Annotated in this window: 19 protein-coding genes and 1 tRNA gene; 4 read left to right on the top strand and 16 right to left on the bottom strand. The window is 62.4% G+C overall.

Going from position 1 to position 24,619, the window contains the following annotated elements:
* Positions 1–192 precede the first annotated feature (192 nt).
* The 10 genes from ABCP74_RS00005 to ABCP74_RS00050 all read right to left on the bottom strand — a co-directional run bounded on the left by ABCP74_RS00005 (position 193) and on the right by ABCP74_RS00050 (position 10,752).
* Entirely contained in the window at positions 193–1,614 is a 1,422-nt protein-coding gene (locus ABCP74_RS00005) for a lipopolysaccharide biosynthesis protein (protein WP_343001627.1), read from the bottom strand.
* On the bottom strand, positions 1,611–2,804 hold the full coding sequence (locus ABCP74_RS00010) for an O-antigen ligase family protein (RefSeq protein WP_158553172.1): 1,194 nt from the start codon (positions 2,802–2,804) through the stop codon (positions 1,611–1,613). The genes ABCP74_RS00005 and ABCP74_RS00010 overlap by 4 nt, the downstream gene beginning before the upstream one ends.
* 64 nt (positions 2,805–2,868) lie before the next feature.
* A complete protein-coding gene (locus tag ABCP74_RS00015; protein ID WP_117743633.1) occupies positions 2,869–3,393 on the bottom strand; it encodes an acyltransferase in 525 nt (174 codons plus the stop codon).
* Positions 3,390–4,508 carry a glycosyltransferase gene (locus ABCP74_RS00020; protein WP_333790145.1) on the bottom strand — a complete coding sequence of 373 codons (1,119 nt, stop codon included), beginning with the start codon at positions 4,506–4,508 and terminating at the stop codon, positions 3,390–3,392. Before ABCP74_RS00020 ends, ABCP74_RS00015 begins: the two co-directional genes overlap by 4 nt.
* Complete coding sequence (locus tag ABCP74_RS00025; RefSeq protein WP_117743631.1) at positions 4,508–5,827, bottom strand: nucleotide sugar dehydrogenase; 1,320 nt, start codon at positions 5,825–5,827, stop codon at positions 4,508–4,510. Before ABCP74_RS00025 ends, ABCP74_RS00020 begins: the two co-directional genes overlap by 1 nt.
* Positions 5,828–6,652, bottom strand: coding sequence for a glycosyltransferase family 2 protein (locus tag ABCP74_RS00030; protein ID WP_343001626.1), 825 nt, complete (start codon positions 6,650–6,652; stop codon positions 5,828–5,830).
* Positions 6,598–7,242 (bottom strand): sugar transferase, encoded by a 645-nt coding sequence (locus ABCP74_RS00035; protein WP_343001625.1) that lies wholly within the window; start codon positions 7,240–7,242, stop codon positions 6,598–6,600. The genes ABCP74_RS00030 and ABCP74_RS00035 overlap by 55 nt, the downstream gene beginning before the upstream one ends.
* A gap of 177 nt (positions 7,243–7,419) precedes the next feature.
* Positions 7,420–8,010, bottom strand: a complete 591-nt coding sequence (locus tag ABCP74_RS00040) for a hypothetical protein (protein ID WP_343001624.1) — start codon at positions 8,008–8,010, stop codon at positions 7,420–7,422.
* Positions 8,011–8,336: 326 nt separating this feature from the next.
* Positions 8,337–10,100, bottom strand: coding sequence for a threonine--tRNA ligase (gene thrS, locus ABCP74_RS00045; protein ID WP_055251577.1), 1,764 nt, complete (start codon positions 10,098–10,100; stop codon positions 8,337–8,339).
* A gap of 220 nt (positions 10,101–10,320) precedes the next feature.
* Positions 10,321–10,752 (bottom strand): double zinc ribbon domain-containing protein, encoded by a 432-nt coding sequence (locus ABCP74_RS00050; protein ID WP_055251579.1) that lies wholly within the window; start codon positions 10,750–10,752, stop codon positions 10,321–10,323.
* A 326-nt stretch (positions 10,753–11,078) separates the two neighbouring features.
* Here ABCP74_RS00050 and ABCP74_RS00055 point away from each other — a divergent pair, with 326 nt between their 5' ends.
* From ABCP74_RS00055 to ABCP74_RS00070, 4 genes are all read left to right on the top strand, one after another.
* Positions 11,079–12,533, top strand: a complete 1,455-nt coding sequence (locus ABCP74_RS00055) for an NAD(P)/FAD-dependent oxidoreductase (RefSeq protein WP_343001623.1) — start codon at positions 11,079–11,081, stop codon at positions 12,531–12,533.
* 1 nt (position 12,534) lies between these two features.
* Positions 12,535–13,881 carry an NAD(P)/FAD-dependent oxidoreductase gene (locus ABCP74_RS00060; protein ID WP_343001622.1) on the top strand — a complete coding sequence of 449 codons (1,347 nt, stop codon included), beginning with the start codon at positions 12,535–12,537 and terminating at the stop codon, positions 13,879–13,881.
* A 3-nt stretch (positions 13,882–13,884) separates the two neighbouring features.
* The gene (locus ABCP74_RS00065) at positions 13,885–14,283 is read left to right on the top strand and encodes a DUF1667 domain-containing protein (protein ID WP_343001621.1); all 399 of its coding nucleotides are present in this window, start codon (positions 13,885–13,887) and stop codon (positions 14,281–14,283) included.
* A 506-nt stretch (positions 14,284–14,789) separates the two neighbouring features.
* Positions 14,790–15,878 carry a M24 family metallopeptidase gene (locus ABCP74_RS00070; RefSeq protein WP_343004399.1) on the top strand — a complete coding sequence of 363 codons (1,089 nt, stop codon included), beginning with the start codon at positions 14,790–14,792 and terminating at the stop codon, positions 15,876–15,878.
* 350 nt (positions 15,879–16,228) lie between these two features.
* On the opposite strand, the gene ABCP74_RS00075 is transcribed toward ABCP74_RS00070, so the two are convergent.
* The 6 genes from ABCP74_RS00075 to ABCP74_RS00100 all read right to left on the bottom strand — a co-directional run bounded on the left by ABCP74_RS00075 (position 16,229) and on the right by ABCP74_RS00100 (position 24,567).
* On the bottom strand, positions 16,229–17,572 hold the full coding sequence (locus ABCP74_RS00075; RefSeq protein ID WP_343001205.1) for a bifunctional folylpolyglutamate synthase/dihydrofolate synthase: 1,344 nt from the start codon (positions 17,570–17,572) through the stop codon (positions 16,229–16,231).
* A gap of 280 nt (positions 17,573–17,852) precedes the next feature.
* Complete coding sequence (locus tag ABCP74_RS00080; protein WP_343001206.1) at positions 17,853–20,549, bottom strand: valine--tRNA ligase; 2,697 nt, start codon at positions 20,547–20,549, stop codon at positions 17,853–17,855.
* Positions 20,550–20,901: 352 nt separating this feature from the next.
* Entirely contained in the window at positions 20,902–22,308 is a 1,407-nt protein-coding gene (clpX, locus tag ABCP74_RS00085; RefSeq protein ID WP_343001207.1) for an ATP-dependent Clp protease ATP-binding subunit ClpX, read from the bottom strand.
* A gap of 1 nt (position 22,309) precedes the next feature.
* Positions 22,310–22,930 (bottom strand): ATP-dependent Clp protease proteolytic subunit, encoded by a 621-nt coding sequence (locus ABCP74_RS00090; protein ID WP_022095182.1) that lies wholly within the window; start codon positions 22,928–22,930, stop codon positions 22,310–22,312.
* Positions 22,931–23,093: 163 nt separating this feature from the next.
* Entirely contained in the window at positions 23,094–24,395 is a 1,302-nt protein-coding gene (gene tig / locus ABCP74_RS00095) for a trigger factor (RefSeq protein ID WP_343001208.1), read from the bottom strand.
* A gap of 88 nt (positions 24,396–24,483) precedes the next feature.
* Positions 24,484–24,567: transfer RNA gene (locus tag ABCP74_RS00100), tRNA-Leu, on the bottom strand.
* Between the last annotated feature and the right edge of the window lie 52 nt (positions 24,568–24,619).

Genomic DNA, 24,619 nt, shown 5'->3' on the forward strand with positions numbered 1-24,619 from the left:
TGGCTTGGCGTCAGCATGCCGCGATTCGGTCGCACGGAGAGCATTTCCCAATTGACAAAACTATAGGAACACCCCCCACGTAACTATTCTCCCCGCAGCGGCACAGCGAGGTCTTGTAGGTCCCTAGGCACCTCATGCGGAGTCTCTCGAGGTTGTAGAAGAGCCAGCCGAGGGCGCGAAGCAGCATGCGAATCATCTCCCGACGAAGGACTTGAGGTAGCCTGCGAGCGCGCGCAGCCTAGACGGGCCATACAGCGCGAGTGAGAGGACGAGCAGCGCAGCATCGATAGCGAGCCGAAGGGCCAGTCGATCGGGCAGCGCGAGTGCGACGACGCAGACTGCGACGTAGGGCAGAAGCCCCCTGAGCATGAACGAGCGGTCGCGTATGCTCTGGTAGTAGTGCTCGCCTATCGCCGTCTTGAGCGCGAGGCCCACGGCCGCCGCGCCCCCGACCGAGACGGCTCCGCCGCCCAGCCCGAGCACGGGCACGAGCGCCAGCGAGAGCGCCACGCTCGAGGCGAGCGTGGCGGCAGAGATCAGCAGATTCAGCCCCGACTTCATCTTGAGGTTGATGCCCACCCCCGCCGTCTCGCCGATGGTGTAGCACAGAGGCCCCAGCGCTAGGAACGGTACAAGGCGCGCCCCCGCGGCGTAGTTCGGCTTGAACAGCAGGAACGCGAGGTCGACGATCATGGCGAGCAGCATGCAGGCGCTCACAGCCACCATGACCACGGCCTCGTGTACGCGCATGATTTTCCCCTGCTCGTCGCGCGCATGCTGGTAGACGTAGGGAGCCCAGAAGGCGTTGAAGCCGCTCTGGATGAGGTTGACGGCCAGTGACACGGTGAGGGCCGCCGTGAACACGCTGATGTTGGAGAAGCCTATGAGGGAGCGGATAGCGAACTGCGGCACATAGTTGGTGAGTATCGCGACCAGCCCCGACGCCAAGAGAGGCAGCGAGAAGCGGGCCTCGTCGCAGTAGAGGGAAGCCTCCCCGCGCAGGTCAGGGGCGGCGAGCTGCGCGCGCTCGTGCGCGGCGGCGGCCACCAGGATCGGCAGACAGGCGAGCGCAACCCAGCCGACCGCCACTACGTAGCTCGTGGACACGACCGCCGAGACGATGTAAAGACCCTTTTGGATGACCGATACGGCGCCGGCAAAGATGGTGTAGCCCCACACGTCCTCCGCCATCCGGTAGCGCAGCGAGAAGAACCTGAGCGCGACGACGCACAGCGTGACCAAGCAGATCATCGCCGTCGCTGGCATGCCGGCCTCCCCGAACAACCACACCGACAGCGAGTCGTCGAACGCCCACGCCACGAGGCCCGCGGCCACGACGACGCACAAGCACGCCGAGACGCTAAACGTCAGCAGCCTCCTGCGCTGCCCCTCGTCCTTCGCGAGTGGGTAGAAGCGCACGTAGCCCTGGTCGAGCCCGAGGCAGAACAGGGTAAGCAGGACGTTGGTTACCGAGAAGAAGAAGTTGATCTTGCCGAGCGCGTCCTGGTCGTACAGGTGCGTCGACACCGGAACGACGACGAGCGAAAGCACCGCGCTCACGACGCTCACCATCGAGAAGCCGACTATCTTGCCGAGCAGGCCCCCGCGACTCATGAGCCGTCACCCCCGCGCGCAGTTCGCAGTGAGGAGGCCGAGACCGAGATCCCCAGCACCACCCAGAAGAGCAATCCAACGTCGAAGTTGTTCTGCGTGAGCGACACTTCGAGGCACTCGTGCACGAGCACGCCCACCAGCAGGGAGGCACCCACGCACGCCTGCCAGCCGCCTTCCTTCCCGAGGCGCTCCAAGACGAGCCATAGGAGGAGGAGCACAAACACGAGGCCGACCGCGCCGGACTGAAGGATGGTCTGCAGGTAGAGGTTGTGCGAGGAGAAGGACGTCTCGTACACCATGCTTGGGACCATGGAGAGCCCCAGGCCGAACACCTCGTGCCCCTTCACGGCGTCCAAGATCATCTTCCAGACGACCTCGCGGCCCGAGAAAAAGTTCTTGTTCAGCCACTCGCGCGACAACATCTCCAGGGAGTAACCCAGCTGCGTGCCGATCAGCGAGGGGTAGACGACCGTGAAGGCAAGCACCGCGACGAGCACGACGAAGAAGGCAACGCGCGCCACTGCGAGAAACGACCGTTTCTTGGAGACTGCGTGCAGCAGATAGGGTAAGGCCACTACCACGAGAAGCGCGAGCATCGCCGAGCGGCTGTTCGCGAACAGGAGCAGGACGAGCGCCATGGCGAAGACGCATAGGTCGGAGACCTTCGGCTTCGGCCCATCCATGGAGAGTAGCGAAAGGGCGCAGGCGCATATAAGCACGACGGCGAACGCGTTGCTGTGGACATAGAATGCAGCGTAGTAGTTCGTGACCCGTCCGGACACAAACCAGTAGACCAGGGCAGCGAAGAGCAGGGCGGCGAAGAGCCTCTTAACCTTTGACACGCGCGCGGGCGTCCATTCATAGCTCGAGAAGGCCAGGAGTGTCGCGAGATAGACCGCAGTCTGCACGAGGCGCTCCGCCGCGCTGCCGCCATTCAGCAGCCAGCATATGATTAGATAGCAGAAGAGTCCGACGGATGTCCAGACAAGCCCCCCGTCGAGCCTCATCTTGGTAGCCCCGGCCGAGGCGACGAGGAGCAAGAGCAGGTCCAGCGCAAGGATTGCGGCGTAGAGGGGCGTCTTGAGCGACGAGAGCGCGGCGATCGGCAGGCAAACCAAGCATACGAGGAGGAGGAAGACTATCGTGTTCTCCTCCCGCTCGACCTCCCGCGCCCTCACCAGCGCGCGCACGCGCCCCTTTTCTCGCGAGGGGATCAGGCCCGACCCCCTCGGGCCCGCTCCGCAAAAAGATATGTCAGCAGCACCGCGCATCCGCGCCCCTTTTCTTGATGAGCCGTGCCGGAACCCCACCAACGACGGAGTACGGCTCGACGTCCTTGGTCACGACGGCGCCAGCGGAGAGGATGGAGTGCGCACCCACGTTCACGCCGGGCAGGATGGTGACGCGCCGACCAATCCACACGTCGTCCTCTATGGTCACGGGGCGGTAGTCCTCGTAACCCTGCTCAATCATGGGCACGTCAACGCGGTCGTGCCTGTGATTGCGGGTAAGCACAACGCAATCCGGCCCCATCATCACGTCGCGACCGATGGTCACCGGCCCGAAGCACTCCGAGTCAATGCCCACCGACGAGCGGTCGCCCACAACGAGGCGAGAGTCGAACTCCGCGCCGTGCTCGATGTTCACGTCACGGCCCAGCTTACAGCCCATCAATCGAGCCACCCCGCCCCGCAGCTTCTTGGCCGGCGGGAAGCGGCGCGAGCGCGGCAGCAGTTTCGCAAGCATGCAGTACAGGCCCCTCGCGACCTTCTCCCTCATCGCGCTTCCTCCATGTTCCTACGGTAAATCTCCTCCACGCGGTCGAAGCAGGCGCCCACCTCGTAGGCGCGCTCCACGTAGGCTCGGCCCTCGGCCCCCATGCGGGCGCGGCGAGCCGGGTCGTCGGCAAGCGCCTCCAAGGCATCGGCGAGGGCCGCCGGGTCGCGCCGGGGCGTGACGACGGCCGTGTGCCCGCCGTCGCAGGCCTCCATAAGGCCAGGGATGTCCGATATGATAAGTGGGGTTCCGCTCGCCTGCGCCTCGACCGCGGAGACGCCAAAGCTTTCGCTTTCGCTTTCGCTTTCTACTATTGCGATGTCGAGGCCCGCCCACTCCCGCGCGGCCTCCTCCTGCGGGATGAAGCCGAGCCAGTCGAGGTACCCGTCCATGCCTAGCCTCGTGGCGAGTGCCTTCAGCTCGGCCTCCATGGTGCCCTTGCCCGCGATGCGCACGCGCACGCCCAGGTCTGGCCTGCGGTCATGCAGGAGCGCGCAGCCGCGCAGCAGCGTGTCGATGCCGTACTTGCGTTCAAGCGCCTTCACGGTGCCCACCACGAGGCCCTCGTGGGGCTCACGCTTGCGAGGCGAGAAGAGCCCCATGTCCACGCCGAAGGGCGTTATCTCGAAGTCGCGCCCCGTGTACTTGGCACACTCCTCGGCCATAGCGCGGCTCGTGGACATGAGCCAGGCAGGCTTGGCGAGCGAGCGCCGGACGACGGCGCGGTGCAGTGGGGACTTGCGCGGGAAATCGTAGACGTCGGAGCCCCAGACCGAGAGGTAGTACGGGCGCCTGCACGCGAGCGACGCCACAAGCCCGTAGCTCGAGGCATAGTGAGCGTGCACGACGTCGGGGTCCAGCTCCTCGATGAGGCGGCGCGCCACGCCGACGGTGGAGAGGTAGCCGAGCTTCTGCAACTCCGAACCCTGGCGGGCGCTGGGGTTTTGCAGGTAATGGACGGTGACGTTTTTCAGTTCGCGGATGGCTTCGGAGCGGCACTCCTCAAGGGAGAGGACGTGAACCCCGTAGCCCCGGAGCGAAAACTGGGACGCCCACTTGTAGGTGTGGTAGTTGTCGGCATTCGCTAAGTAACATATCGTCGTGGTCTTCTGCCGCACTACAGCCTCCAGTACCGGTACCCAGCGAACTCCGCCTTAGGCAGGACGCTCTTCACGTCCACGAGCACCTTCTCGGCGTCGGGCTTGTCAGCGAAGAGGGCCTTCACGTCGTCGCTGCTCATATCGCGGAACTGGCGGTGCGCCACCGCGACGATGAGGCAGTCGAGGTCGCGCAGCTCCTCCATGGGAACAAGGTCAACCCCGTAGGCAGCCTTGGCGTCAGCCGGGTCAGCCCAGGGGTCGCAGACCTGGGGCGCGATGCCGTACTGGCGCAGGCGAGCGAGAATGTCGTCCACCTTGGAGTTGCGCACGTCGGGACAGTCCTCCTTGAAGGTGAGTCCAAGCACGGCCACGCGCGACTTCGCGGGGGCAAGCCCGGCCTGTACCATCTCGCGGATGGCCGCGTCGGCCACGAATCCGCCCATGCCGTCGTTCACCTTGCGGCCGGAAAGGATAATCTGGCTGTGGTAGCCGAGCTTCTCGGCCTCGTAGGTGAAGTAGTAGGGGTCGACGCCGATGCAGTGCCCGCCCACCAGGCCCGGTCGGAAGCCCAAGGCGTTCCACTTGGTGTTCATGCCCTCGATGACCTCGGAGGTGTCGATGCCCATGCGGTCGAACACCATCGCGAGCTCGTTCATGAAGGCAATGTTTATGTCGCGCTGCGAGTTCTCGACGACCTTCACGGCCTCGGCGGTCTTGATGGTCGAGACCGGGAAGGTCCCAGCGGCGATCACGATGTCGTAGACCCTGCGGATGAGCTCGGCGGACTCGTCGTCCATGCCCGAGACCACCTTGCGGATGGTCGTAAGGGTATGCACGCGGTCGCCGGGGTTGATGCGTTCGGGGCTGTAGCCCACCTTGAAGTCCTCTCCGCACCTGAGGCCGGATTCACGCTCGAGAATCGGCACGCAGACGTCCTCGGTGACGCCCGGGTAGACGGTGGACTCGTAGACCACGATGCTGCCGGGCTTCAGGTGCTTGCCCAGCGTCTCCGACGCGCCGATGACGGGCGTTAGGTCGGGCGTCTTGTCCTGGTTCACGGGCGTGGGCACGGCCACGATGTGGAAGCGGGCCTCCTCTAGGCGCGTCGGGTCGGCCGTGAAGTCCACGGTCGTGTGAGCCAGGGCCTCGTCGCCTACCTCATTGGTGGCATCGTGGCCCTGCTTGTACTGCTCGACCTTGGCCTCGTTGATGTCGAAGCCGATGACGGGGACGTGCTTGGCGAACTCGACGGCGATGGGCATGCCAACGTAGCCGAGGCCTACGAGCGAGAGCTTGGCGTCACCTGCGAGCAGATCTTCGTAAAGGGTTGTGAACATTTAAATACTTCCTATTCTCTTGAGGGTTGCGTGGAACATCTGCCAGAACAGACAGTAGGCGGCGTACGGTAGCCACAGCCGCTCGATCTGTCTGTAGAGCATCCATGTGTTGCGGACGGCGGAGAGCTTGTTCGAACTGAGCGAGCCCGCCCGCTTACGGTTCGCCGCGAGTACTTCGTCGAGGCCGTGCAGCCTGTGGCCCGCCTTGATGACCTGGAGCCATGTGGCGGCGTCCTGCCTTTTGCGGATGTCGGGCATCACGAGAAGCGCCCGGTCCACGACGGCGGTGTCGAACATGACGGTGTGGCTGCACGTGGGCGGCTTGGTGAGAAAGCGGTGGTAGCCCACCTCGGCGTCCACGTGGACGTAGTTGCGATGATCCCCGTCCTCGTTCACCGTCTCGTAGGAGGTAAAGCACGCGCCTATGCGGCGGTCGCGCATGAAGCCGAGCTGGCGCTCGAGCTTCTCCGGCATCCAGTAATCGTCGGAGTCGAGGTAGGCGATGAAGCGGCCGCGCGCGTTCTCGAGGGCTCTGTTGCGGGCCTTGGCAGCGCCGCCGTTCTCGGGCTGTCGAAAAACGCGGAAGCGCGGGTCGCGGGCGGCGTAGGCGTCGGCCATCGCCGCGGAGCCGTCCGCGGAGCAGTCGTCCACGAGGATGGCCTCCCAGTCAGGCACCGTCTGCGCGACGAGCGAGTCCAAGGCCTCGGGAAGATACTTCTCGCAGTTGTAGAGCGGGATGATCACGCTCACCAAGGGCTTTGCATCCATGGTCATCGCCCAGTCCTCCTTTTTCCAAACATGGCACCGAAAGTGCCTGTAAAACATTTCCAGTCCATTCCGAAGCAACGGTTCCGCACGTAATGGAGCTCGATCTTCTGGCGCAGGCCACTCTCAAAGGTCGCGCCGTTGCGCTCAGTGGCCTGCCATAGGCCCGTGATGCCCGGGGCAACGCTCAACAGCTCTTCCTTCTCCTCGTCGGAGAAGTGCTGTTCCAGCTCATCACGTGTGATGGGACGTGGTCCGATAACGGACAAATCGCCCTTGAGCACGTTGAGGAACTGCGGCACCTCGTCGATGGAGCACTTACGGATGAACCTGCCCACCCTGGTGATGCGCGGGTCATCGTCGACCTTGCGCTCAACTTCCCACTGGTGCAGCTGCTCGGGACTAAGGTACTTGTGTACGTCGCTGGCGTCTGCCACCATGCTGCGGAGCTTAAGCACGCGGATCACCCGGCCTCCCCTGCCCACGCGCTCCTGCGTGTAGACCGGGCAGCCCGGCGACTCCGCGCAGATCGCGGCGCAGACGCAGGCCATGGGAATCGCCAGCACCACGGTGCACCCGGCGCTGAAGGCTATGTCGAACGCTCTCTTGCATATGCGGTAGAAGAGGGTCCCCGTCGGTTTCCTAGGCACGGGCTAGCACCCAACCAAGGAAATAGTCGTGGGAAATGCCTCTAGCAGGCACCCCCACGGGCGTATTACTTTCTGTTACTTCTTTAGCAGCCACAATAAAACTTACGTTCCTGTCCCCAGGAACCCCCCCCATCCACGGATTCAAAAACCAAATAAATTGCCAGTGCAACGTCTCCCCTACGTTTTGCTGGGGACGTCCAGCGCAAGCAGCTCCCTAAATGCGGAGTCGCCTTCGCCAAAGTCGACCAGGCACCAGCGCTTATGACGGTCGATCTTTTTAACGCGCGCCTCTTGCCCCACAAGTGGGCCCTGCTCTATGTGCAGCACGCCGTCTTCTATGCGCGCAACGCTGTTACGCACCACGCCGTCTTCGTCCAGCACGCTGCGGTACCAGTCCTGTGCGTCGTCCGGCATGGGCATGTACGCCCGCTCCCTACTGCCGGCAATGCGGCAGCCAAAGCTCAGTTGTGCCAAAGCCCTATCGAGCGCTGCGGCATCGTGCGTGGCAACGAAGAAATATTCCTTGTACATGGGTTTGGTTTGGAGCGACCATGCGCCGTCCCGCTTAAACCAGAACTCCTTTTGCATCACAAAAGCGTCCTGCATCAGCTCGTGCGGGATAATGCGGCGGACCTTTTCGCAGGTCTCGCGCTCTTTACCATTGGGGGTGTGGACCAGATACCAGCGGACGCGGCCGTGCTGGCTGTTGGTGGTGGCGCCGTTAAATGCGCCCGGCAGCTGCTCTTGGCGCCGTGCCGTCTGTTCCATGTTCTCGCCCCCTCTTTTTGGCTTTGCGATGCACGCAAATGCAGGGGCGTTTAGAACAGGCTTCTCGCTCGCAGCTAGGCGCAGTCGCAAAAGTACAGGTTTTTGTAGAGGCGTATGGAGATGCACCCATTCGCGGCACATTTTGTGCAATCTGGGAAAACGCGAGCAGTTTGCTCGTATAATGAAGCCCGTCGAAAGATACAAAAACCTGTACCTTTTTGCACAACAAAAAAGCCGCTCTAACCAGCGGCTTTTCTTCTATAGACAACAAAAAAGGCGACCGCCCGCGAGGACGATCGCCTTTGTTAATTCTTGTATTGTTTGTGCTAGGCGCGGGTCTTGATCTCCTCGGTCACCTTGGCAACAAACTCGTCAACACTCATCTGAACGGTCTCGTTGGAGCGATCGCGGACGGAGATGTTGCCGGCCTCGACCTCCTTCTCGCCCAGGATGAGCATGTAGGGCACACGGTCGATGCTGCGGGCCTCACGGATCTTGTAGCCGATCTTCTCGTCGCGGTCGTCGCAGACCACGCGAATGCCGGCCTCCTCCAGCTTAGCGCACACCTCGTGGGCGTAGTCGCGGCTCTTCTCAGAGACGGGAAGCGCCTTAACCTGAACGGGAGCCAGCCAGGTGGGGAACTTGCCCGCAAAGTGCTCAATCAGAATACCGATGAAGCGCTCGATGGAGCCAAAGCACACGCGATGCAGCATGATGGGGCGCTTCTTGGTGCCGTCGGCGTCCACGTACTCCAGGTCAAAGTTGAGTGGCATCTGGAAGTCGAGCTGGACGGTGCCGCACTGCCAGGTACGGCCGAGCGAGTCCTCCAGGTGGAAGTCGATCTTGGGGCCGTAGAAGGCGCCGTCGCCCTCGTTGACCTCGTAGTCCATGCCCAGCTTCTCCAGAGCGGTGCGCAGGCCCTCCTCGGCGCGAGCCCAATCCTCGTCCGAACCCATGGAGTCCTCGGGGCGGGTGGAAAGCTCAACGTGGTACTTAAAGCCAAACTTCTGGTACACGGAGTCGATAAGGTTGACCACGCCCACGATCTCGTCGGTCAGCTGGTCGGGGCGCACAAACAGGTGGGCGTCGTCCTGGTTAAAGCAACGCACGCGGAACAGGCCGTGCAGGGCGCCGCGCAGCTCGTGGCGGTGCACCAGGCCAATCTCGCCGGCGCGGATGGGCAGCTCGCGGTAGGAGTGCGGCTTGGAGGCGTACACCAGCACGCCGCCCGGGCAGTTCATGGGCTTAATGCAGTACTCTTCGTCGTCAATGACGGTGGAGTACATGTTGTCCTTGTAGTGATCCCAGTGGCCCGAGGTCTTCCACAGCTGCTTGTTCATGATGAGCGGCGTGGAGATCTCCACATAGCCGGCCTTGTGGTGGATCTCGCGCCAGTAGTCCAGCAGCGTGTTCTTAAGGATCATGCCGTTGGGCAGGAAGAACGGGAAGCCGGGGGCCTCGTCGCGCATCATAAAGAGGTCCATCTCGCGGCCGATCTTGCGGTGGTCGCGCTTCTTGGCCTCCTCCAGCATGTGCATGTGCTCGTCGAGCTCTTCCTTGGTGGCAAAGGCGACGCCGTTGATGCGGGTGAGCATCTTGTTGTCCTTATCGCCCTTCCAGTAGGCGCCCGAGACGCCGGTGAGCTTAAAGGCCTTCAGCGCCTTGGTGTAGCAGATGTGGGGGCCGACGCACATGTCGATGTAGTCACCCTGCTGGTAGAAAGTGATGCGGGCGTCGTCGTCCAGGTCGCCGATGTGCTCGACCTTGTACTTCTCGCCGCGCTCCTCCATAAGGGCGATGGCCTCGGCGCGGGGCTTCTCATACACGGAGAACTTGAGGTTCTCCTTGACGATCTTCTTCATCTCGGCCTCGATCGCGGGGAAGTCGTCCTCGCTGATCTTGACGCCCTCGGGCAGGTCGACGTCGTAGTAAAAACCGTTGTCGGTCGCGGGACCGTAGGCAAAGTCGGCCTCGGGGTACAGGCGCTTGATGGCCTGCGCCATGATGTGCGCGGCAGAGTGGCGGATGACGTGCGTGACCTCGTCCTGCGGGAGCTCGGCCACCGAACCGTCATTGTAGAGTGCCTTCATGGGTATGTTTTCTCCTCTCGGATGCCTGATGCAAGTGCGTGCGATGCGCTCGGCGTTTTTGACTTGCATCATTATAGGCAGGTTGCCTTGGTATACAAGCGCCCGCCGCACCTTAATGGCACGGCGGGCGATTTTCTACGCATGCTTCATCGTGTGGGGCGGGTTGCGCGTGTGGCTTGCGCGGTGCCCGTGGTTTGCGGCCGGCCCGGCGATGGATGCGTTACTGGATGCGAGTTCGGCAGTAGGGGCAAACCTTCCAGTGCGCATCGAGCGGGCGATGGCAGCTGGGGCACACGTTGCGAACCTGGGTGTCGCACACCGGGCAGACGACGAAGTCCTTCTCGATGGGCGCACCGCACTGCGGGCAGGTGCCGTACTGGGCAAGCTGGCGCTCGCGCAGGGCCATGTCCAGCTCCTGCTCCTCGCGGTCGGACGCGTAAGAGTGCGGACGCAGGACCAGGTAGGCAATGAGACCTACAAACGGGATGAGGGCGATGATGCCCCATGCCACGTAGGCGCTGGCGCCGCGGCGGCGAGCGTCGATGAACACATAGACGACCGACAGCACATACAGGGCGATGATAAAGCCAACGAAGGCATAGACGACGCCCATAAGCTGCGGCGACATGAGCTCGGAGATGTACTTGGACATTGGGGTGTACCTTTCGGATTATTTACAGTCCGGACAAGTTTACCACGGGGTTTGTTTATATGGGACCACGGCTGGATACGGGGCTGGCGCGGACACAAACATCTCAATCTGTAACAGGTGGAGGCGAAATCCGGGTCTAGATGTTACAGATCGAGACAAAACTTCAACGTGGTAGCCGGCAGACGAAGTTGTCGACGTCGCCGGGTCTCCCCTCGTCTGCCGTTGGCGGGTGTTGCGGGGCTGTTCGCCGCATTGCCGCCGCACTGGGGGTATGCAGACCGTAGGATAGTCCTATTGACAGCCTGTCAACTTGTCTGGGAGGCACCGTGGCAGAAACGTTTGATATCGCAATTGTGGGCGCAGGCATCACCGGGTGCGCCATTGCGCGGCAACTCGCGCGCTATGACCTATCCGTTTGCGTGGTCGAGGCAGCAAACGATATCGCGTTAGGGGCGTCGAAGGCCAACGGCGGTCTGGTGCATGCCGGTTACGATCCGGCACCGGGCACGATGAAGGCGCAGGTCAACGCCCGGGGTTGCGAGTTGTACGGTACATGGGCACAGGAACTGGGCTTTCTGTTCTGCCGCACTGGGTCGATGGTGTTGGGCTTTAACGACGAGGACCGCGCGCATCTGGAGAAGCTGCGGTGCAACGGCCATGTCAACGGTGTGCCCGAGCTGTCGATCGTCGGACCCGACCGCATCCACGAACTGGAGCCGCGCGCCAGTGCCGATGCAACGTGCGCGTTGTGGTGCCCCTCCACTGGCTTTGTCGACCCGTTTGAGGTTGCCATCGCCGCGCTGGAGAACGCCGTGGCCAACGGGGTGACGTTTATGCGGTCCGCTCCGGTGGAAGCGATTGAAGTCGCAGGCTCAGGCGACGACGCGCGCTTTACGCTGGCGACCCCCGCTGGCAACGTGCGCTGCCGCTACCTGATCAACGCCGCGGGCAACGGCGCCGCGAACATCTCGCATATGGCGGGTGCCGAGGAGTTCCAGATGGTCTGGCGTCAGGGCAACATCGTGGTGCTGGACAAGGAGCCGCGCACGCTTATGCCGCTCTACCCCGTACCGACGCCGATATCGAAGGGCGTTATCGTGACGGGCACCGTGCATGGCAACACCGTGATCACCGCCACGGCCGCCGTGCGCGAGGCAGGCGATACGCAGACCTATGCGAGCGATGTGAACGCGCTGCTGACCGGCGCGCGCAAGCTGGTGCCCGATCTGGATACGCGCCGCGTGGTGCGCGCATTTGCCGGCGGGCGTCCGGTCATTCAGGGAACGAACGACTTCTTTATTGGACAGTCGACTGTGGTGCCGGGGCTGTTCCAGGCGGCGGGCATTCAGTCGCCGGGCGTGGCGAGCGCGCCAGCCATTGCCGAGCGCATGGAGCTTGTGATGCGTGAGGCGGGCGTGGAACTGCACGAGCGGGCGGACTGGAACCCAATTCGCCGCGCGCCGGACGACTTTGACCGCACGCCGCTGGCGCGCAAGGAGGAGCTGATCGAGTCCGAACCCGCGTGGGGACAGATTGTCTGCCGCTGCGAGACGGTGCCCGAGGCCGAGATTGTGGCCGCGATCCGACGCCAGCCGGGCGCGGTTTCGGTCGAAGGCGTCAAACGCCGCTGTCGCGCCGGCATGGGTCGGTGCCAAAGTGGCTTTTGCCAGAGCCGCGTGGTAACGATTCTGGCCCGCGAGCTGGGGTGTGACCCTAGCGAGGTGCTGTTAGAGGATGTCGGATCTTGGCTGGTTGAGGGGCCGCTGAAGGGGGTGCGCTAGGATGGCGGAGTTCAAATCGAGCGCGATTGATAGCGATGCCGTTGAGGCAGTGCCAACGCAGGCATTCGACGTGATCGTTATCGGCGGCGGACCTGCCGGCATGGCGGCCGCACTGGCCGCGCATAAGGCCGGAGCGCGCGTGGCCATCGTGGAGCGCGAGCAGCACCTGGGCGGCATCCTCCGCCAGTGCATCCACCCCGGCTTTGGCCTGTCGCACTTTAAACAGGAACTCACCGGTCCTGAGTACGCGCAGCGCTTTATCGACCACGTGCACGCAACCGACATTGCGCTGTTCCTGGACAGCATGGTGCTTGGAATCGATTCGGGCGAGCCTACGGAAGACACCACAGTCCATACCGTCACGCTCATGAGCCGCGCCGGCATGTTGCAACTCACCGGACGCGCAGTCGTCCTTGCCATGGGTTGCCGCGAGCGCACGCGCAGCGAGATCAAAATCCCCGGCAGCCGACCCGCCGGCGTGTTTACGGCGGGTCTGGCGCAGCGATACATCAATATCGAGAACCTCAAACCCGGCTCGCGCGCCGTCATTTTGGGTTCGGGCGATATCGGGATGATCATGGCACGTCGCTGCACGCTCGAGGGGATTTCGGTCGAGGGCGTGTACGAGCTCATGCCGTACGCCAACGGTCTGCGCCGCAATGTGAAGAACTGCCTGGACGACTTTGGCATTCCGCTGCATCTGTCTACCACAGTCACGCGCGTGATCGGGCACGACCACGTGGAAGCCGTCGAGGTGAGCCAAGTAGACGAGCGCCTGGCGCCCATTCCGGGGACCGAGCGCATTGTTCCGTGCGACACGCTGCTGCTTTCGGTGGGCTTGATTCCCGAGAACGAGCTTTCGGTTGCCGCAGGCGTGGAGCTTGACCCACGCACGCGCGGCGCCGTGGTGGATCAGAGTCTGCAGACGGGCGTGCCGGGCATCTTTGCCTGCGGCAACGTGCTGCACGTGCACGACCTGGCCGACAACGTGACGAGTGAGTCCGAGAGGGCTGGCACGGCTGCGGCGGCGTACGCGCTGGGGACCGGTGCGGGCGCCGTTCCGGGCTGCGAGCTTACGGTCTCCCCTGCTGGCATCGCGGGATACGCGCTGCCGGGACGCATTACGGCCGCGGCGCTCACCAAGCTGAACTTCCGCGTGCGCCGGCCAGTCGATGCCGCCTGTGTGCGTATTCTGGCAGGCGACGAGGAACTGCTTACAGGCAAGGTCCGCCCGTTTAAACCGAGCGTCATGGAGAGCTTCCCGCTGCCGCCAAAGGTGATTCAGCGCGCACTCGACCTAGGTGCTAGCGAAATTGTCCTGTCCGTCGATCCCGTTGAAGAGGCATAGCTCATGAGCACCAATGCGACCGAAACGCTGCAGTTCAACTGCACGACCTGCCCATCCGAATGCCTTCTGACCGTAGAGGTGGAGCGCGTCGCCAATGGCGCCGCGGTGGAAGTGCGCTCCGTAACCGGCAACAACTGCCCGCGCGGCGATAAGTTCGCACATCAGGAGCTCACCTGCCCCATGCGCGTGCTCACGACGACCGTGGCCGCCTCCGGCGGCGACGAAGCCCTGCTCCCCGTGCGCACATCCGAAGCCATCCCGCTAGAACTCCACGCCCAAGCCATGGCCCTCATCCGAGGCCTAGTCGTCAACGCCCCCATCCGCATGGGCGACGTCGTCCTCCCCAACCTCCTCAACACGGGCATCGACCTCATCGCCAGCATGGACATCGACCCAGCCTAAGCAGCACATTTAGGACGAGGCTCTTTTAACTACCCCGCCATCCACCCCGCCCCTCCTCAATTGCGGTGAAATAGTTCCTGATTTCCGCCAAAACCCCGACATCCAGGAACTATTCCACCGCAACTATCCTTGGAATCGGTATATAGCCTGTGCCCACTTTAGTGCCATTTCAAAACTATGCTGGATTACGGGGCTGATTCGGAGACCCCCATCCATACCGGCAATTTTCGATTTTTGATAAGCCGTCTACCTGCGGTTTTAATTTCGCGATTCTTCTCATGGTCAAGTAATACAGGTCCAGCCCCGTAATCCACCATACTTTTGAAACCAGCCCATTTGGGACGGGCCTCTTTTAGCTACTTTTGCCCGAACGTTCGCTCAAATGATTTTTCTGGGACGGGGATGAAATAATCATTCCGCATGTTGGACGCAGCTAAAACCCCGTCGCAAATTGACTACCCTGGCATTGGGGATACCATGGTGGCACCCTAGCGAAAGGATGTTTCATGGCACATGTCGATGACCAGCGTGTGGCGCGCGTGCTCGATGCGCTCGAGGCTCAGCACCCCGGCGCACAGCTGCTCGTAAACGACCCGTGGTCGATTTATTACCTGACCGGTTTTTATGCCGATATGTTCGAGCGTTTTTGCGGTGTGCTGCTCGCGCGCGATGACGAGCCCGTAATCTTGGTCAACGCCCTGCATCAGCTACCCGAGTACGACAATGCCCGCGTAGCCTACCACACCGATACCGATGTCGTGGCCGATGCCATCGCGCGCGAGATCGATCCGACCAAGCCGCTTGGCATCGATACCGTCATGCGCTCCGGCTTTTTGATGCCCCTTCTGGAGCGCCATGCCGCCAGCGAGTTTTTCCTGGGCGACTTTGCCGTCACCGCCGCACGCACCTACAAGGATGCCACCGAGCAGGAGCTCATGCGCGCGTCCTCGGCCGCCAACGACGCCGTGATGGCCGACGCCATCGAGCTCGTCCACGAGGGCGTAACGGAGCGCGAAATTGCCGACCAGATGCTCGGCCTGTACCGTAATCACGGCTGCGAGGGCTTTAGCTTTCCGCCCATCGTGAGCTTTGGCGCCAACGCTGGAGACCCGCATCACGAGCCCGACGACACCGTACTCAAGCGAGGCGACGTGGTGCTATTCGACATTGGCGGACGTCGCCGCAACTACTGCTCGGACATGACACGCACGTTCTTTTGGGGCGAGACGGACGAGGAGACGGCACATATCTACGACATCGTGCGCCGCGCCAACGAGGCCGCCGAGGCGCTCATCGCCCCGGGCGTGCGCATGTGCGGCCTGGACCGCGTCGCGCGCGACGTAATTGAGGAAGCGGGCTATGGGCAGTACTTTACGCATCGCTTGGGACACTCGATCGGCCTGCAGGACCACGAGCCGGGAGACGTCTCGCTCGTCAACGAGCAAGTTGTAGAGCCGGGCATGACCTTCTCTATCGAGCCAGGCATCTACCTCCCCGGCCGCACCGGCGTCCGCATCGAGGACCTGGCCCTGGTTACCGAGTCCGGCGTCGAGATTCTCAACGTCTACCCCCACGATTCGGTCCGCCTAGACTAGACAATGCGGCAAAGGGACAGCCCCTTTGCCGCATCACATGAATGTCGCCACAAAAAACGGCCTATCTACTACGTTTAACCCGCACGGGTCGACCATAACCGACTTTTCGCAAAATCCGCAAGCCGTCTACCTGCGGTTTTAATTTCGCAATGTTCCGTGTGGTCGAGGGTAACCGGTCAAACGTAGTAGATAGGCCAATTTCATGGCAAGCGAGTCGACTCGGGGCACAGGGCAGCCAAAAAAGCCCCGTCCCAAATTGACTGCTTTTGAGTTGCGGTGATATACGGCCTGTTTGAGACTTCTGGCTTGTAAAACAGTCCGTATTTCACCGCAACTGATGAGGGGATGGGTTAGCGGAGCAGGCCGGCTACTTCGCCGGCTAGGGTGATGGTGCCGGCGGCAACGAAGGACTCGCCTGCGGCCTCGAAGACCGCGAGGGCCTCGGATACGCTGGGGTACACACCCGCAAGCTTATCGACGTCCACAAGAGAGGCGAGCTCCTCTGCCGGCAGGGCGCGGTCGGAATCGGTCTGGGTCACGACTACGCGGGGGAACGCCGGAACCAAAACGTCAACGATACCCGCCACGTCCTTATCGGCCAGCGCGGCACACAGCAGCGTGGGGCGGTTCTCCACGCACGGATCGATCTCGTCCAGCGCGCTCACAAAGTTCTCGCAGCTCTGAGGGTTATGACAGGCGTCGATCAGCTTGAGCGGATCAGTTCCCAGTACATCAAAGCGGCCCGGCGTGGGGCAGCCCATAAGCGACGCATCGAGCTTGTCATGATCGAGTTCGCGACCCAAATACCCCTCGCAAAGCATAATCGCGCACGCGGCATTCTGCGGCTGATAGGCCGGCTTGACCATGCTCGACGTATAGATTGCACGCGGCGTGGTGCAGCTAAACTCAATCGTGTCGCCCACATGCGCCGGCACCTTAGTCGTGGCGTGGCTCACCACGAGTGGCACGACGCCGCACTTGCGGCAACGGGCATCCATCACACGCTGAACGCTCGCCTCATGCGTGCCCTCGCCCAAAACAACCAAGCGCCCGGGTTTGATAACCGCAGCCTTCTCCCCCGCAATGACTTCGAGCGTATCGCCCAAAATGCGTGTGTGGTCGAGCCCAATACCCGTAATGGCAACGGCGACGGGATCGGTCGCGCTTGTGGCGTCCCAACGCCCGCCCATGCCAACCTCGAGCACGGCAACGTCCACCGCAGCCTCGGCAAACACCACCAGTGCGGCAGCCGTAAGCAGATCAAACGGCGTGATGGTATAGGCACGCTCCCCCGCCGCCACACGGCGCGCATTCACGCGATGCCCCGCCTCCACAGCGGCAGAAACGCCACGGGCAAACGACTCATCGCTCACAACGCGCCCGTCGACCTCCATGCGCTCGGGATAGCGAACAAGCTGCGGCGACGTATACAGCGCGGTCTTGAGCCCCTCGCCGCGAAGGATAGCAGCCGTAAAACGCGTAGTCGAAGTCTTGCCATTGGTACCGGCAACCTGAATGCAATCAAAGTACTCGTCCGGACGCCCTAGCTCATCGAGCATATCGACAACCGTCTCAAGCAGAGGCCCAGCATCCCCAGAAATCCGCCCCGTATCAGCAGCCAAAGCAACAGCCTCACCAAACGAAAGCAACTCAAACGAGAACGGCACAGAATACGACCCAGAACGCTTAGCCATAACCCAAAGTCCCCCATAACAGAAAAAGAGGCCCACCAAAAAGAATGAGCCCCTCGCGTTGACAATATCAGCCTTTACCCGCTTGCAGCGAGATCAAGGCCACAACCCAGTGGCCCTAACACGCCAGATGCAAACAACCACGTAAACGAACTAGGAGCGGCCCGATGCTTTGCTCGCCGCAAGTTCCGCACGCAAAGGACAGCACTTAATGTGCTGTCCGTCTTGCGCAGGACTGTCCGCAGCGGAGAGCAAAGCGTCGGGACGCGCCCCCAAGTTAGGCCTACGAGAAGTCAGCAACCTGAGCAGTCAGCGCCGCCAGGATCTCCTTGAGCTCAGCTGCACGGTCCCTCTTCTTCTGGACCACCGCGGGCGCGGCCTTGGCCACGAAGCCCTCGTTGGCGAGCGTCTTCTCGCAGCCGGCGAGCTCCTTCTGAGCCGCGGCAATCTCCTTCTCCAGGCGCGCCTTCTCGGCCGAAAGGTCAACCTTGCCCTCGAGCACCACAAAGACCTCGACGCCGCTGTCGACAACGGCAATGCTCGCAGCCGGCTTCTCGACGTCGGTACCCATGACCAGCGAGGCGGTGTTGGCCAGCGGCTCAATCGTGGAGCGCAGGCTCTCGAGCTTCTCGACGTCCTCGGCACCGGCGCGCACGACCACGTCGAGCTCGGCCTTGGGGCTCAAGCGATAACGCGAACGCGTGGCGCGGGCGGCGGAAACGACGGTGCGACACAGCTCAAACGCGCGCTCGGCGTCCTCGTCGACGTACTTGGCGTAGTCGGCGGGCTCGGGCCACTTGGCGATCATGAGCGCCTCGGCGCGGTCCACGTTGCCCTCAGCGTCCAGGTCGAGCACGCTCGCCGGCATGTTGCCCCAGATCTCCTCGGTGACAAACGGCATAAGCGGGTGCATCAGGCGAATGGAGGTGTCGAGCACAAAGATCAGATTGCGCTGCGCCTGCAGACGGCCCTCGCCCTTCAGGCGGGCCTTGGTGACCTCGACGTACCAGTCGCAGACCTCGTTCCAGAAGAATTGCTGCACGCCGCGGGCCATGTCGCCAAAGGTGTAGTTCTCGATGCCCTCGGTGACCATCTTCACGGCCTTTGCCAGGCGGCTGAACATCCAGGCATCGGCAGGCGTCTCCACAACGGGCTCGCCGGGCGTGTAGCCCTCCATGTTCATGAGCAGGAAGCGGCTGGCGTTCCAGATCTTGGTCACAAACGACTTAGCCTGCTCGGTGCGCGGGCTGTCGATGAGCTTCTTGGTCTTCTTATCGATGTTCGCGTCAAACTTGACGTCCTGGTTGTTGGTGCAGAGCGTCAGCAGGTTGTAGCGCATGGCGTCGGCGCCGTACATGCCAATGAGATCCATGGGGTCAACGCCGTTGCCCTTGGACTTGGACATGCGGCTGCCGTCTTTGGCCAGGATCGTCGGGTAGATGACGACGTCCTTAAACGGCACCTCGTCCAGGAAGTACAGCGAGCTCATGACCATGCGGGCGACCCACAGCGCGATGATGTCGCGCGCGGTGACGAGCGCCGTCGTGGGGTGATGCCCCTCGAGCAGCTCCGGCTTTTGCGGCCAGCCCTGCGTGGCGAAGGTCCACAGCTGAGAGCTGAACCAGGTGTCCAGCACGTTCTCGTCCTGATGCACGTGATGACCGCCGCACTTGGGGCACACGTCGGTGTCAACGGTAAGGGCGTCCTCCCAGCCGCAGTCCTCGCAGTAGAACACGGGGATGCGGTGGCCCCACCACAGCTGGCGGCTGATGCACCAGTCCTTAAGGTTCTCCATCCAGGTGGTGTAGGTCTGCGTCCAGCGCGCGGGGTGGAAGGTGACCTTGCCGGAGTTGACGGCGTCGAGTGCCGGCCCCTTGAGCTTGTCGACGGCGACAAACCACTGCTCAGAAAGCCACGGCTCAAGCGCGGCGTCGCAACGGTAGCAGTGCATGACGGAATGGTCGTGGTCCTCGACGTGGTCGAGCAGATCATGCTCCTCAAACCACTTAATGACGGCCTCGCGGCACTCCTCGCGGGTCATGCCGGTGAACTCGCCGTAGCCCTCGACGACCACCGCGTGCTCATCGAAGATATTGATTTGAGGCAGGTCGTGGGCCTGACCCATGGCGTAGTCGTTGGGGTCGTGGGCCGGGGTGACCTTGACAAAGCCGGAACCAAAGTTGGCGTCGACATGCCAATCCTCAAAGATGGGGATCTCGCGGTCGACGATGGGGAGCTTGACGGTCTTACCCACAAAGGCGGCCTTCTCGGGGTCCTTCGGGGAGACGGCGACGCCCGTGTCGCCGAGCATGGTCTCGGGGCGCGTGGTGGCGACGACGATGTAATCCTGGCCGTTGACCGGCTCGGTCAGCGGGTAGCGCAGGTGCCACAGGTGGCCCTTCTCGTCCTTGTACTCGGCCTCGTCGTCCGAGATGGCGGTGGTGCAGTTGGGACACCAGTTGACGATGCGCTTGCCGCGGTAGATCAGGCCGTCGTGGTACCAGTCGCAGAAGACCTTACGCACGGCCTGGGCGTAGTCCTCGTCCATGGTGAAGCGCTCGTTATCAAAGTCGACGGAGCAGCCCATGCGCTTGATCTGCTCGACGATGATACCGCCGTACTCGTGGGTCCAATCCCAGCAGGCGTCAACAAACTTGTCGCGACCAATCTCCAGGCGGCTGATACCCTCGCTCTTGAGCTTCTTGTCGACCTTGGTCTGCGTGGCGATACCGGCGTGATCGGTGCCCAGCACCCAGCGCGTGGACTTGCCGCGCATGCGGGCCATACGGACGATGGCGTCCTGGATGGAGTCGTCGGTGGCATGGCCCATGTGGAGCTTGCCGGTCACGTTGGGAGGCGGAATGGTGACGGTGCAGTCGCCCACGCCCTCACGGCGCTTGTAGTAGCCGCCGACGAGCCACTTCTGCAGGATCGCCGGCTCGTTGGTCGACGGATCGTAGTTCTTGGGCATCTCTTCCATATATCTCTCCCTATCCCACCGGCGTGTCCGCCTGCTTGGTTTTCGCTCGGTCAGGTCCTGACTCGCACGAAGAGCACATTTAGCGCTCTTCGGCTCGTGCGGAATCTACGAAAACCAAGCAGGCGGACACGCCTTAGGTATCGATTACTTCAGTCAGAAGGTACTAACTTGACAATCTCACAGAATAGCACAGGCATACCTGCCGAAAAGGGACAGGTTTATTTTGGTAGGTTTTATCAGGGGAAACGACATTTGCCCATATAAAACCGACCAAAATAAACCTGTCCCTAAACGGCATGTCCCTAAATGGCAGGCCCCGCGGTGGTTGCCGCAGGGCCTGGATTCAAGCTATTTACCCGTAGATGCGCTGGGGCTGTTCTTCGCCCTTTACGGAGGCTTCGGTCACGATGACCTTGGTGACGCCTTCCTCGCTGGGCAGGTCGAACATCGTCTGCTGCAGCACGTCCTCACAGATGGAACGCAGGCCGCGGGCGCCGGTCTTGCGGGCAAGCGCCATGCGGGCGATCTCATGCAGGGCGGCGTCCTCAAACTCAAGCTCAACGTCCTCGAGCTGGAACATCTTACGATACTGGCGCACCACGGCGTTCTTGGGCTCGGTCAGAATCGACACCAAGTCGTCCTCGTCAAGCGCCTGCGTCTGGGTGACGACGGGCGTACGTCCCACAAACTCGGGGATCATGCCAAAGGCGTTGAGGTCCTGCGGGAGCACCTGACGCAGCAGGTCGTTCTCGTCGACCGAGGTGGGGCCGGCGATCTCGGAGTTGAAGCCCACACCCTTGTTGCCCACGCGGTCGGCGATGATCTTATCCAGGCCCACAAAGGCACCGCCGCAGATGAACAGGATGTTCGTCGTATCGATCTGCAGCAGCTCCTGCTGGGGATGCTTGCGGCCGCCGGTGGGCGGAACGCTTGCCACCGTGCCCTCAAGAATCTTAAGCAGCGCCTGCTGAACGCCCTCGCCCGAAACATCGCGGGTGATGGAGAGGTTCTCGGCCTTTCGGGCGATCTTATCGATCTCGTCCACGTAGATAATGCCCACCTGAGCGCGCTCAATGTCGCCATCGGCAGCATTGATGAGCTTGAGCAGGATGTTCTCCACGTCCTCGCCCACATAGCCGGCCTCGGTGAGCGCGGTGGCGTCGGCAATGGCAAACGGCACCTCGAGAATGCGCGCGAGCGTCTGGGCGAGCAGGGTCTTACCGGTACCGGTGGGACCGAGCAGCAAGATGTTGGACTTGGCGAGTTCCACCTCGTCCATATCGTCATCGAACTGCGAGCCCGTGCCGTCGTCAAAGGCAGATACCGCGGCGCCGCCCTCGATCACGCGGCGATAGTGGTTGTACACGGCCACCGACATGGCGCGCTTGGCGTCCTCCTGACCCATAACATAGGCCGAAAGCTCGTCATAGATCTCGTGCGGCGTCGGCACGTGCGTGATGACCTGACGGTCGTCCTCGAGCTCAAAGCCCTCGGTCTCGGGGTCCACGGCGGGCTGAGATGCAGCCTGGCCGTGGTCGTTGAGGAAGCCCGGCAGCTTGCCGTTGCGGGCAGCGTCCATAAAGTCCGAAGCCAGCGACTCCTCCAAAATCTCGGAGCAGGCGGCAACGCACTCGTCGCAGATAAAGATGTTGGTCGGGCCCTTTACGAGGCGACGGACCTGGCCCTGCTCTTTTCCGCAGAAGGAGCAGCGGATGGGGTTGCCGTTCTCGTCAAAGTTGTCCTGCATGTTACCTGCCATCCTAGGCGTCCTTCGCGGCGAGATCGCGCGAGGTGACGATACGGTCGATCAGACCGTAGTCGAGGGCCTCGGCAGCGGTCAGGTAATTGTCGCGCTCGGTGTCGGCCTGGACCTTCTCGATGGGCTGACCCGAGGCGTCGGACAGGATCTGGTTGAGCTCGCGACGGGTCTTCTTGATCTCCTCGGCCACAATCTCGATCTCGGTCTGCTGACCCTGGGCACCGCCGCTGGGCTGGTGAATCATGACCTTGGAGTGCGGCAGGCAGAAGCGCTTGCCCTTAGCGCCGGCCGAAAGCAGCACGGCAGCCATGGACGCGGCCATACCGACGCAAATGGTGGAGACCTGCGGCTTAATGAAGTTCATGGTGTCCAGAATCGCCAGGCCGGAGTAGACCTCGCCACCGGGCGAATTGATGTAGAGCGAGATATCCTTCTCGGCATCCTGGCTCTCAAGATGCAGCAGCTGGGCAACGACCAGGTTGGCGCTGACGGAGTTGATCTCCTCGCCCAAGAAGATGATGCGGTCGTTGAGCAGGCGCGAATAGATATCGTAGCTGCGCTCGCCGCGCGGCGTCTGCTCGATAACGTATGGCACGAGGGCGGAATCGAACTTAGCGATCATACGCATCTCCATTTCTCTCTTGCGGACCAAATTGGTTCTAGATAAACGTACGGTGCCCGCATGCTATGCATTGGCTGGCACCGTACGAAGCTACCGGATAACCGGTGTATAACTTTACCCCATCACGGGCGCACGCATGCGCTCGCGGGCAAGGTGGCGAGAATTACTCGGCGTCCTTGGCGGTCTCGTCGACCTCGGTCACCTTGGCGTTCTCGACCAGGTGGTCGACGGCCTTGGAGCGACGGATGGACTCGCGGACGGCAGGCATGCGGCCATCGGCGATGAACTCGGCCTTGGAAGCCTCGACGTCCTTGACGCCAGCCTTCTCGAACTCGGCGTTGACGTCGTCCTCGGTGACCTCAATCTTGAGCTCGCGGGCGAGGGCGTCGAGAGCCAGGGACTCACGGGCAACATCGTTGGCCTGCTTGTGCAGGTCGCCGATGAACTGCTCCATGGTCAGGCCGGAAGCCGGCAGCCAGGTGTCCAGGGTCATGCCGCGGGCAGCGAGGTTGGACAGGAAGTTCTGGCCAAGCTCCTCAAAGACGGACTGCTCGTAGTCGGCGTCCATCTCGTCGAGCTGCAGACGCTCGGCGAGAGCGGCGACGCAACGGTTCTCCTTCTCGGCCGGGAGGCGGGAAGCCTTGTCCTGCTCGATCTCGATCTTGATGGCGTCGCGCATGGCGTCGATGCTGTCGAAGCCAAAGTCGGACTTGACGAGCTCGTCGGTGAGCTCGGGGGTGTTGCGGACCTTGATGCCCTTAACGGTGACCTCGACGGTGTGGGTCTCGGCCTCCTCGCCCTCCTCGACCTCGTCGGTCCAGGTGACGGACTTGACGTCGTCAACGTTAGCGCCGATCAGGGCCTCGTTAAACTCCTTGGGGTTGCTGTCGCTACCGGCGATGAGCATGCGGCCCTCGGCGGCGAAGTTGTCGGCATTCTCGACGGCCTTGAGGTCGACGGTGACGTAGTCCTCGGCCTCGACGGCGCGGCCCTCGACGTCCTCGAAGGTGGCACGGTAGTTGAGGAGCATCTCGACCTGGTTGTTGATCTCGGACTCGGTGACCTCCGCGGGAGGCATCTCGATCTCGACGGCGTCGAAGGAGGAGAGCTCAGCGGCGGGACGCAGGGAGAACTCGACGGTGTAGGTGTAGTCCTCGTGATCCTTGGCAAGGTCGAGCTCCTTGTAGTCACCGCTCTTGGTGGGGACGATGTCCAGCTCGTTGAGGACGGCGGGCTCGTTGGCGGCGATCAGGTCGTTGGTGGCCTGAGCGAGGGTAGCCTCGGCGCCAAGAGCGGAGTCGATGACCGGACGGGGAGCCTTGCCGGCACGGAAGCCCGGGAAGCGATACTTCTTGGCGGTGTCCTTGTAGGCCTTCTTGATCGCGGCGTCGACGTCGGCGGCCGGGATGGTGACCGTAGCGGTGAGCTTGGCGTCCTTGACGTCAGAAGCGGTGATGTTCAACACGTTCCTCCTCATACTGCCCAGCTTATCTGAGGTGCTGGTACCTTTATGCAACAAAGTGTCACGACGGCCAGGGCCGACGCAAGTGCGATGGTGCGGGCGAAAGGACTCGAACCTTCACGGGAATCCCACCAGAACCTAAATCTGGCGCGTCTACCAATTCCGCCACGCCCGCATGAGCGCACAGACTAGGAATGATAGCAGATACGAACGGCAAGCGCACGCAC

The organism is Collinsella aerofaciens (genome assembly GCF_039062315.1).
In the GTDB taxonomy this organism is placed as follows: Bacteria; Actinomycetota; Coriobacteriia; order Coriobacteriales; family Coriobacteriaceae; genus Collinsella; species Collinsella aerofaciens_BG.

Excerpts from the sequence above, each read along its gene's own strand:
- ABCP74_RS00005 (WP_343001627.1), bottom strand. The coding sequence starts at position 1,614 with ATGAGTCGCGGGGGCCTGCTCGGCAAGATAGTCGGCTTCTCGATGGTG.
- ABCP74_RS00015 (WP_117743633.1), bottom strand. The coding sequence starts at position 3,393 with ATGAGGGAGAAGGTCGCGAGGGGCCTGTACTGCATGCTTGCGAAACTG.
- ABCP74_RS00025 (WP_117743631.1), bottom strand. The coding sequence starts at position 5,827 with ATGTTCACAACCCTTTACGAAGATCTGCTCGCAGGTGACGCCAAGCTC.
- ABCP74_RS00030 (WP_343001626.1), bottom strand. The coding sequence starts at position 6,652 with ATGTTTTACAGGCACTTTCGGTGCCATGTTTGGAAAAAGGAGGACTGG.
- ABCP74_RS00040 (WP_343001624.1), bottom strand. The coding sequence starts at position 8,010 with ATGGAACAGACGGCACGGCGCCAAGAGCAGCTGCCGGGCGCATTTAAC.
- thrS (WP_055251577.1), bottom strand. The coding sequence starts at position 10,100 with ATGAAGGCACTCTACAATGACGGTTCGGTGGCCGAGCTCCCGCAGGAC.
- ABCP74_RS00050 (WP_055251579.1), bottom strand. The coding sequence starts at position 10,752 with ATGTCCAAGTACATCTCCGAGCTCATGTCGCCGCAGCTTATGGGCGTC.
- ABCP74_RS00060 (WP_343001622.1), top strand. The coding sequence starts at position 12,535 with ATGGCGGAGTTCAAATCGAGCGCGATTGATAGCGATGCCGTTGAGGCA.
- ABCP74_RS00065 (WP_343001621.1), top strand. The coding sequence starts at position 13,885 with ATGAGCACCAATGCGACCGAAACGCTGCAGTTCAACTGCACGACCTGC.
- ABCP74_RS00070 (WP_343004399.1), top strand. The coding sequence starts at position 14,790 with ATGGCACATGTCGATGACCAGCGTGTGGCGCGCGTGCTCGATGCGCTC.
- ABCP74_RS00075 (WP_343001205.1), bottom strand. The coding sequence starts at position 17,572 with ATGGCTAAGCGTTCTGGGTCGTATTCTGTGCCGTTCTCGTTTGAGTTG.
- ABCP74_RS00080 (WP_343001206.1), bottom strand. The coding sequence starts at position 20,549 with ATGGAAGAGATGCCCAAGAACTACGATCCGTCGACCAACGAGCCGGCG.
- clpX (WP_343001207.1), bottom strand. The coding sequence starts at position 22,308 with ATGGCAGGTAACATGCAGGACAACTTTGACGAGAACGGCAACCCCATC.
- ABCP74_RS00090 (WP_022095182.1), bottom strand. The coding sequence starts at position 22,930 with ATGATCGCTAAGTTCGATTCCGCCCTCGTGCCATACGTTATCGAGCAG.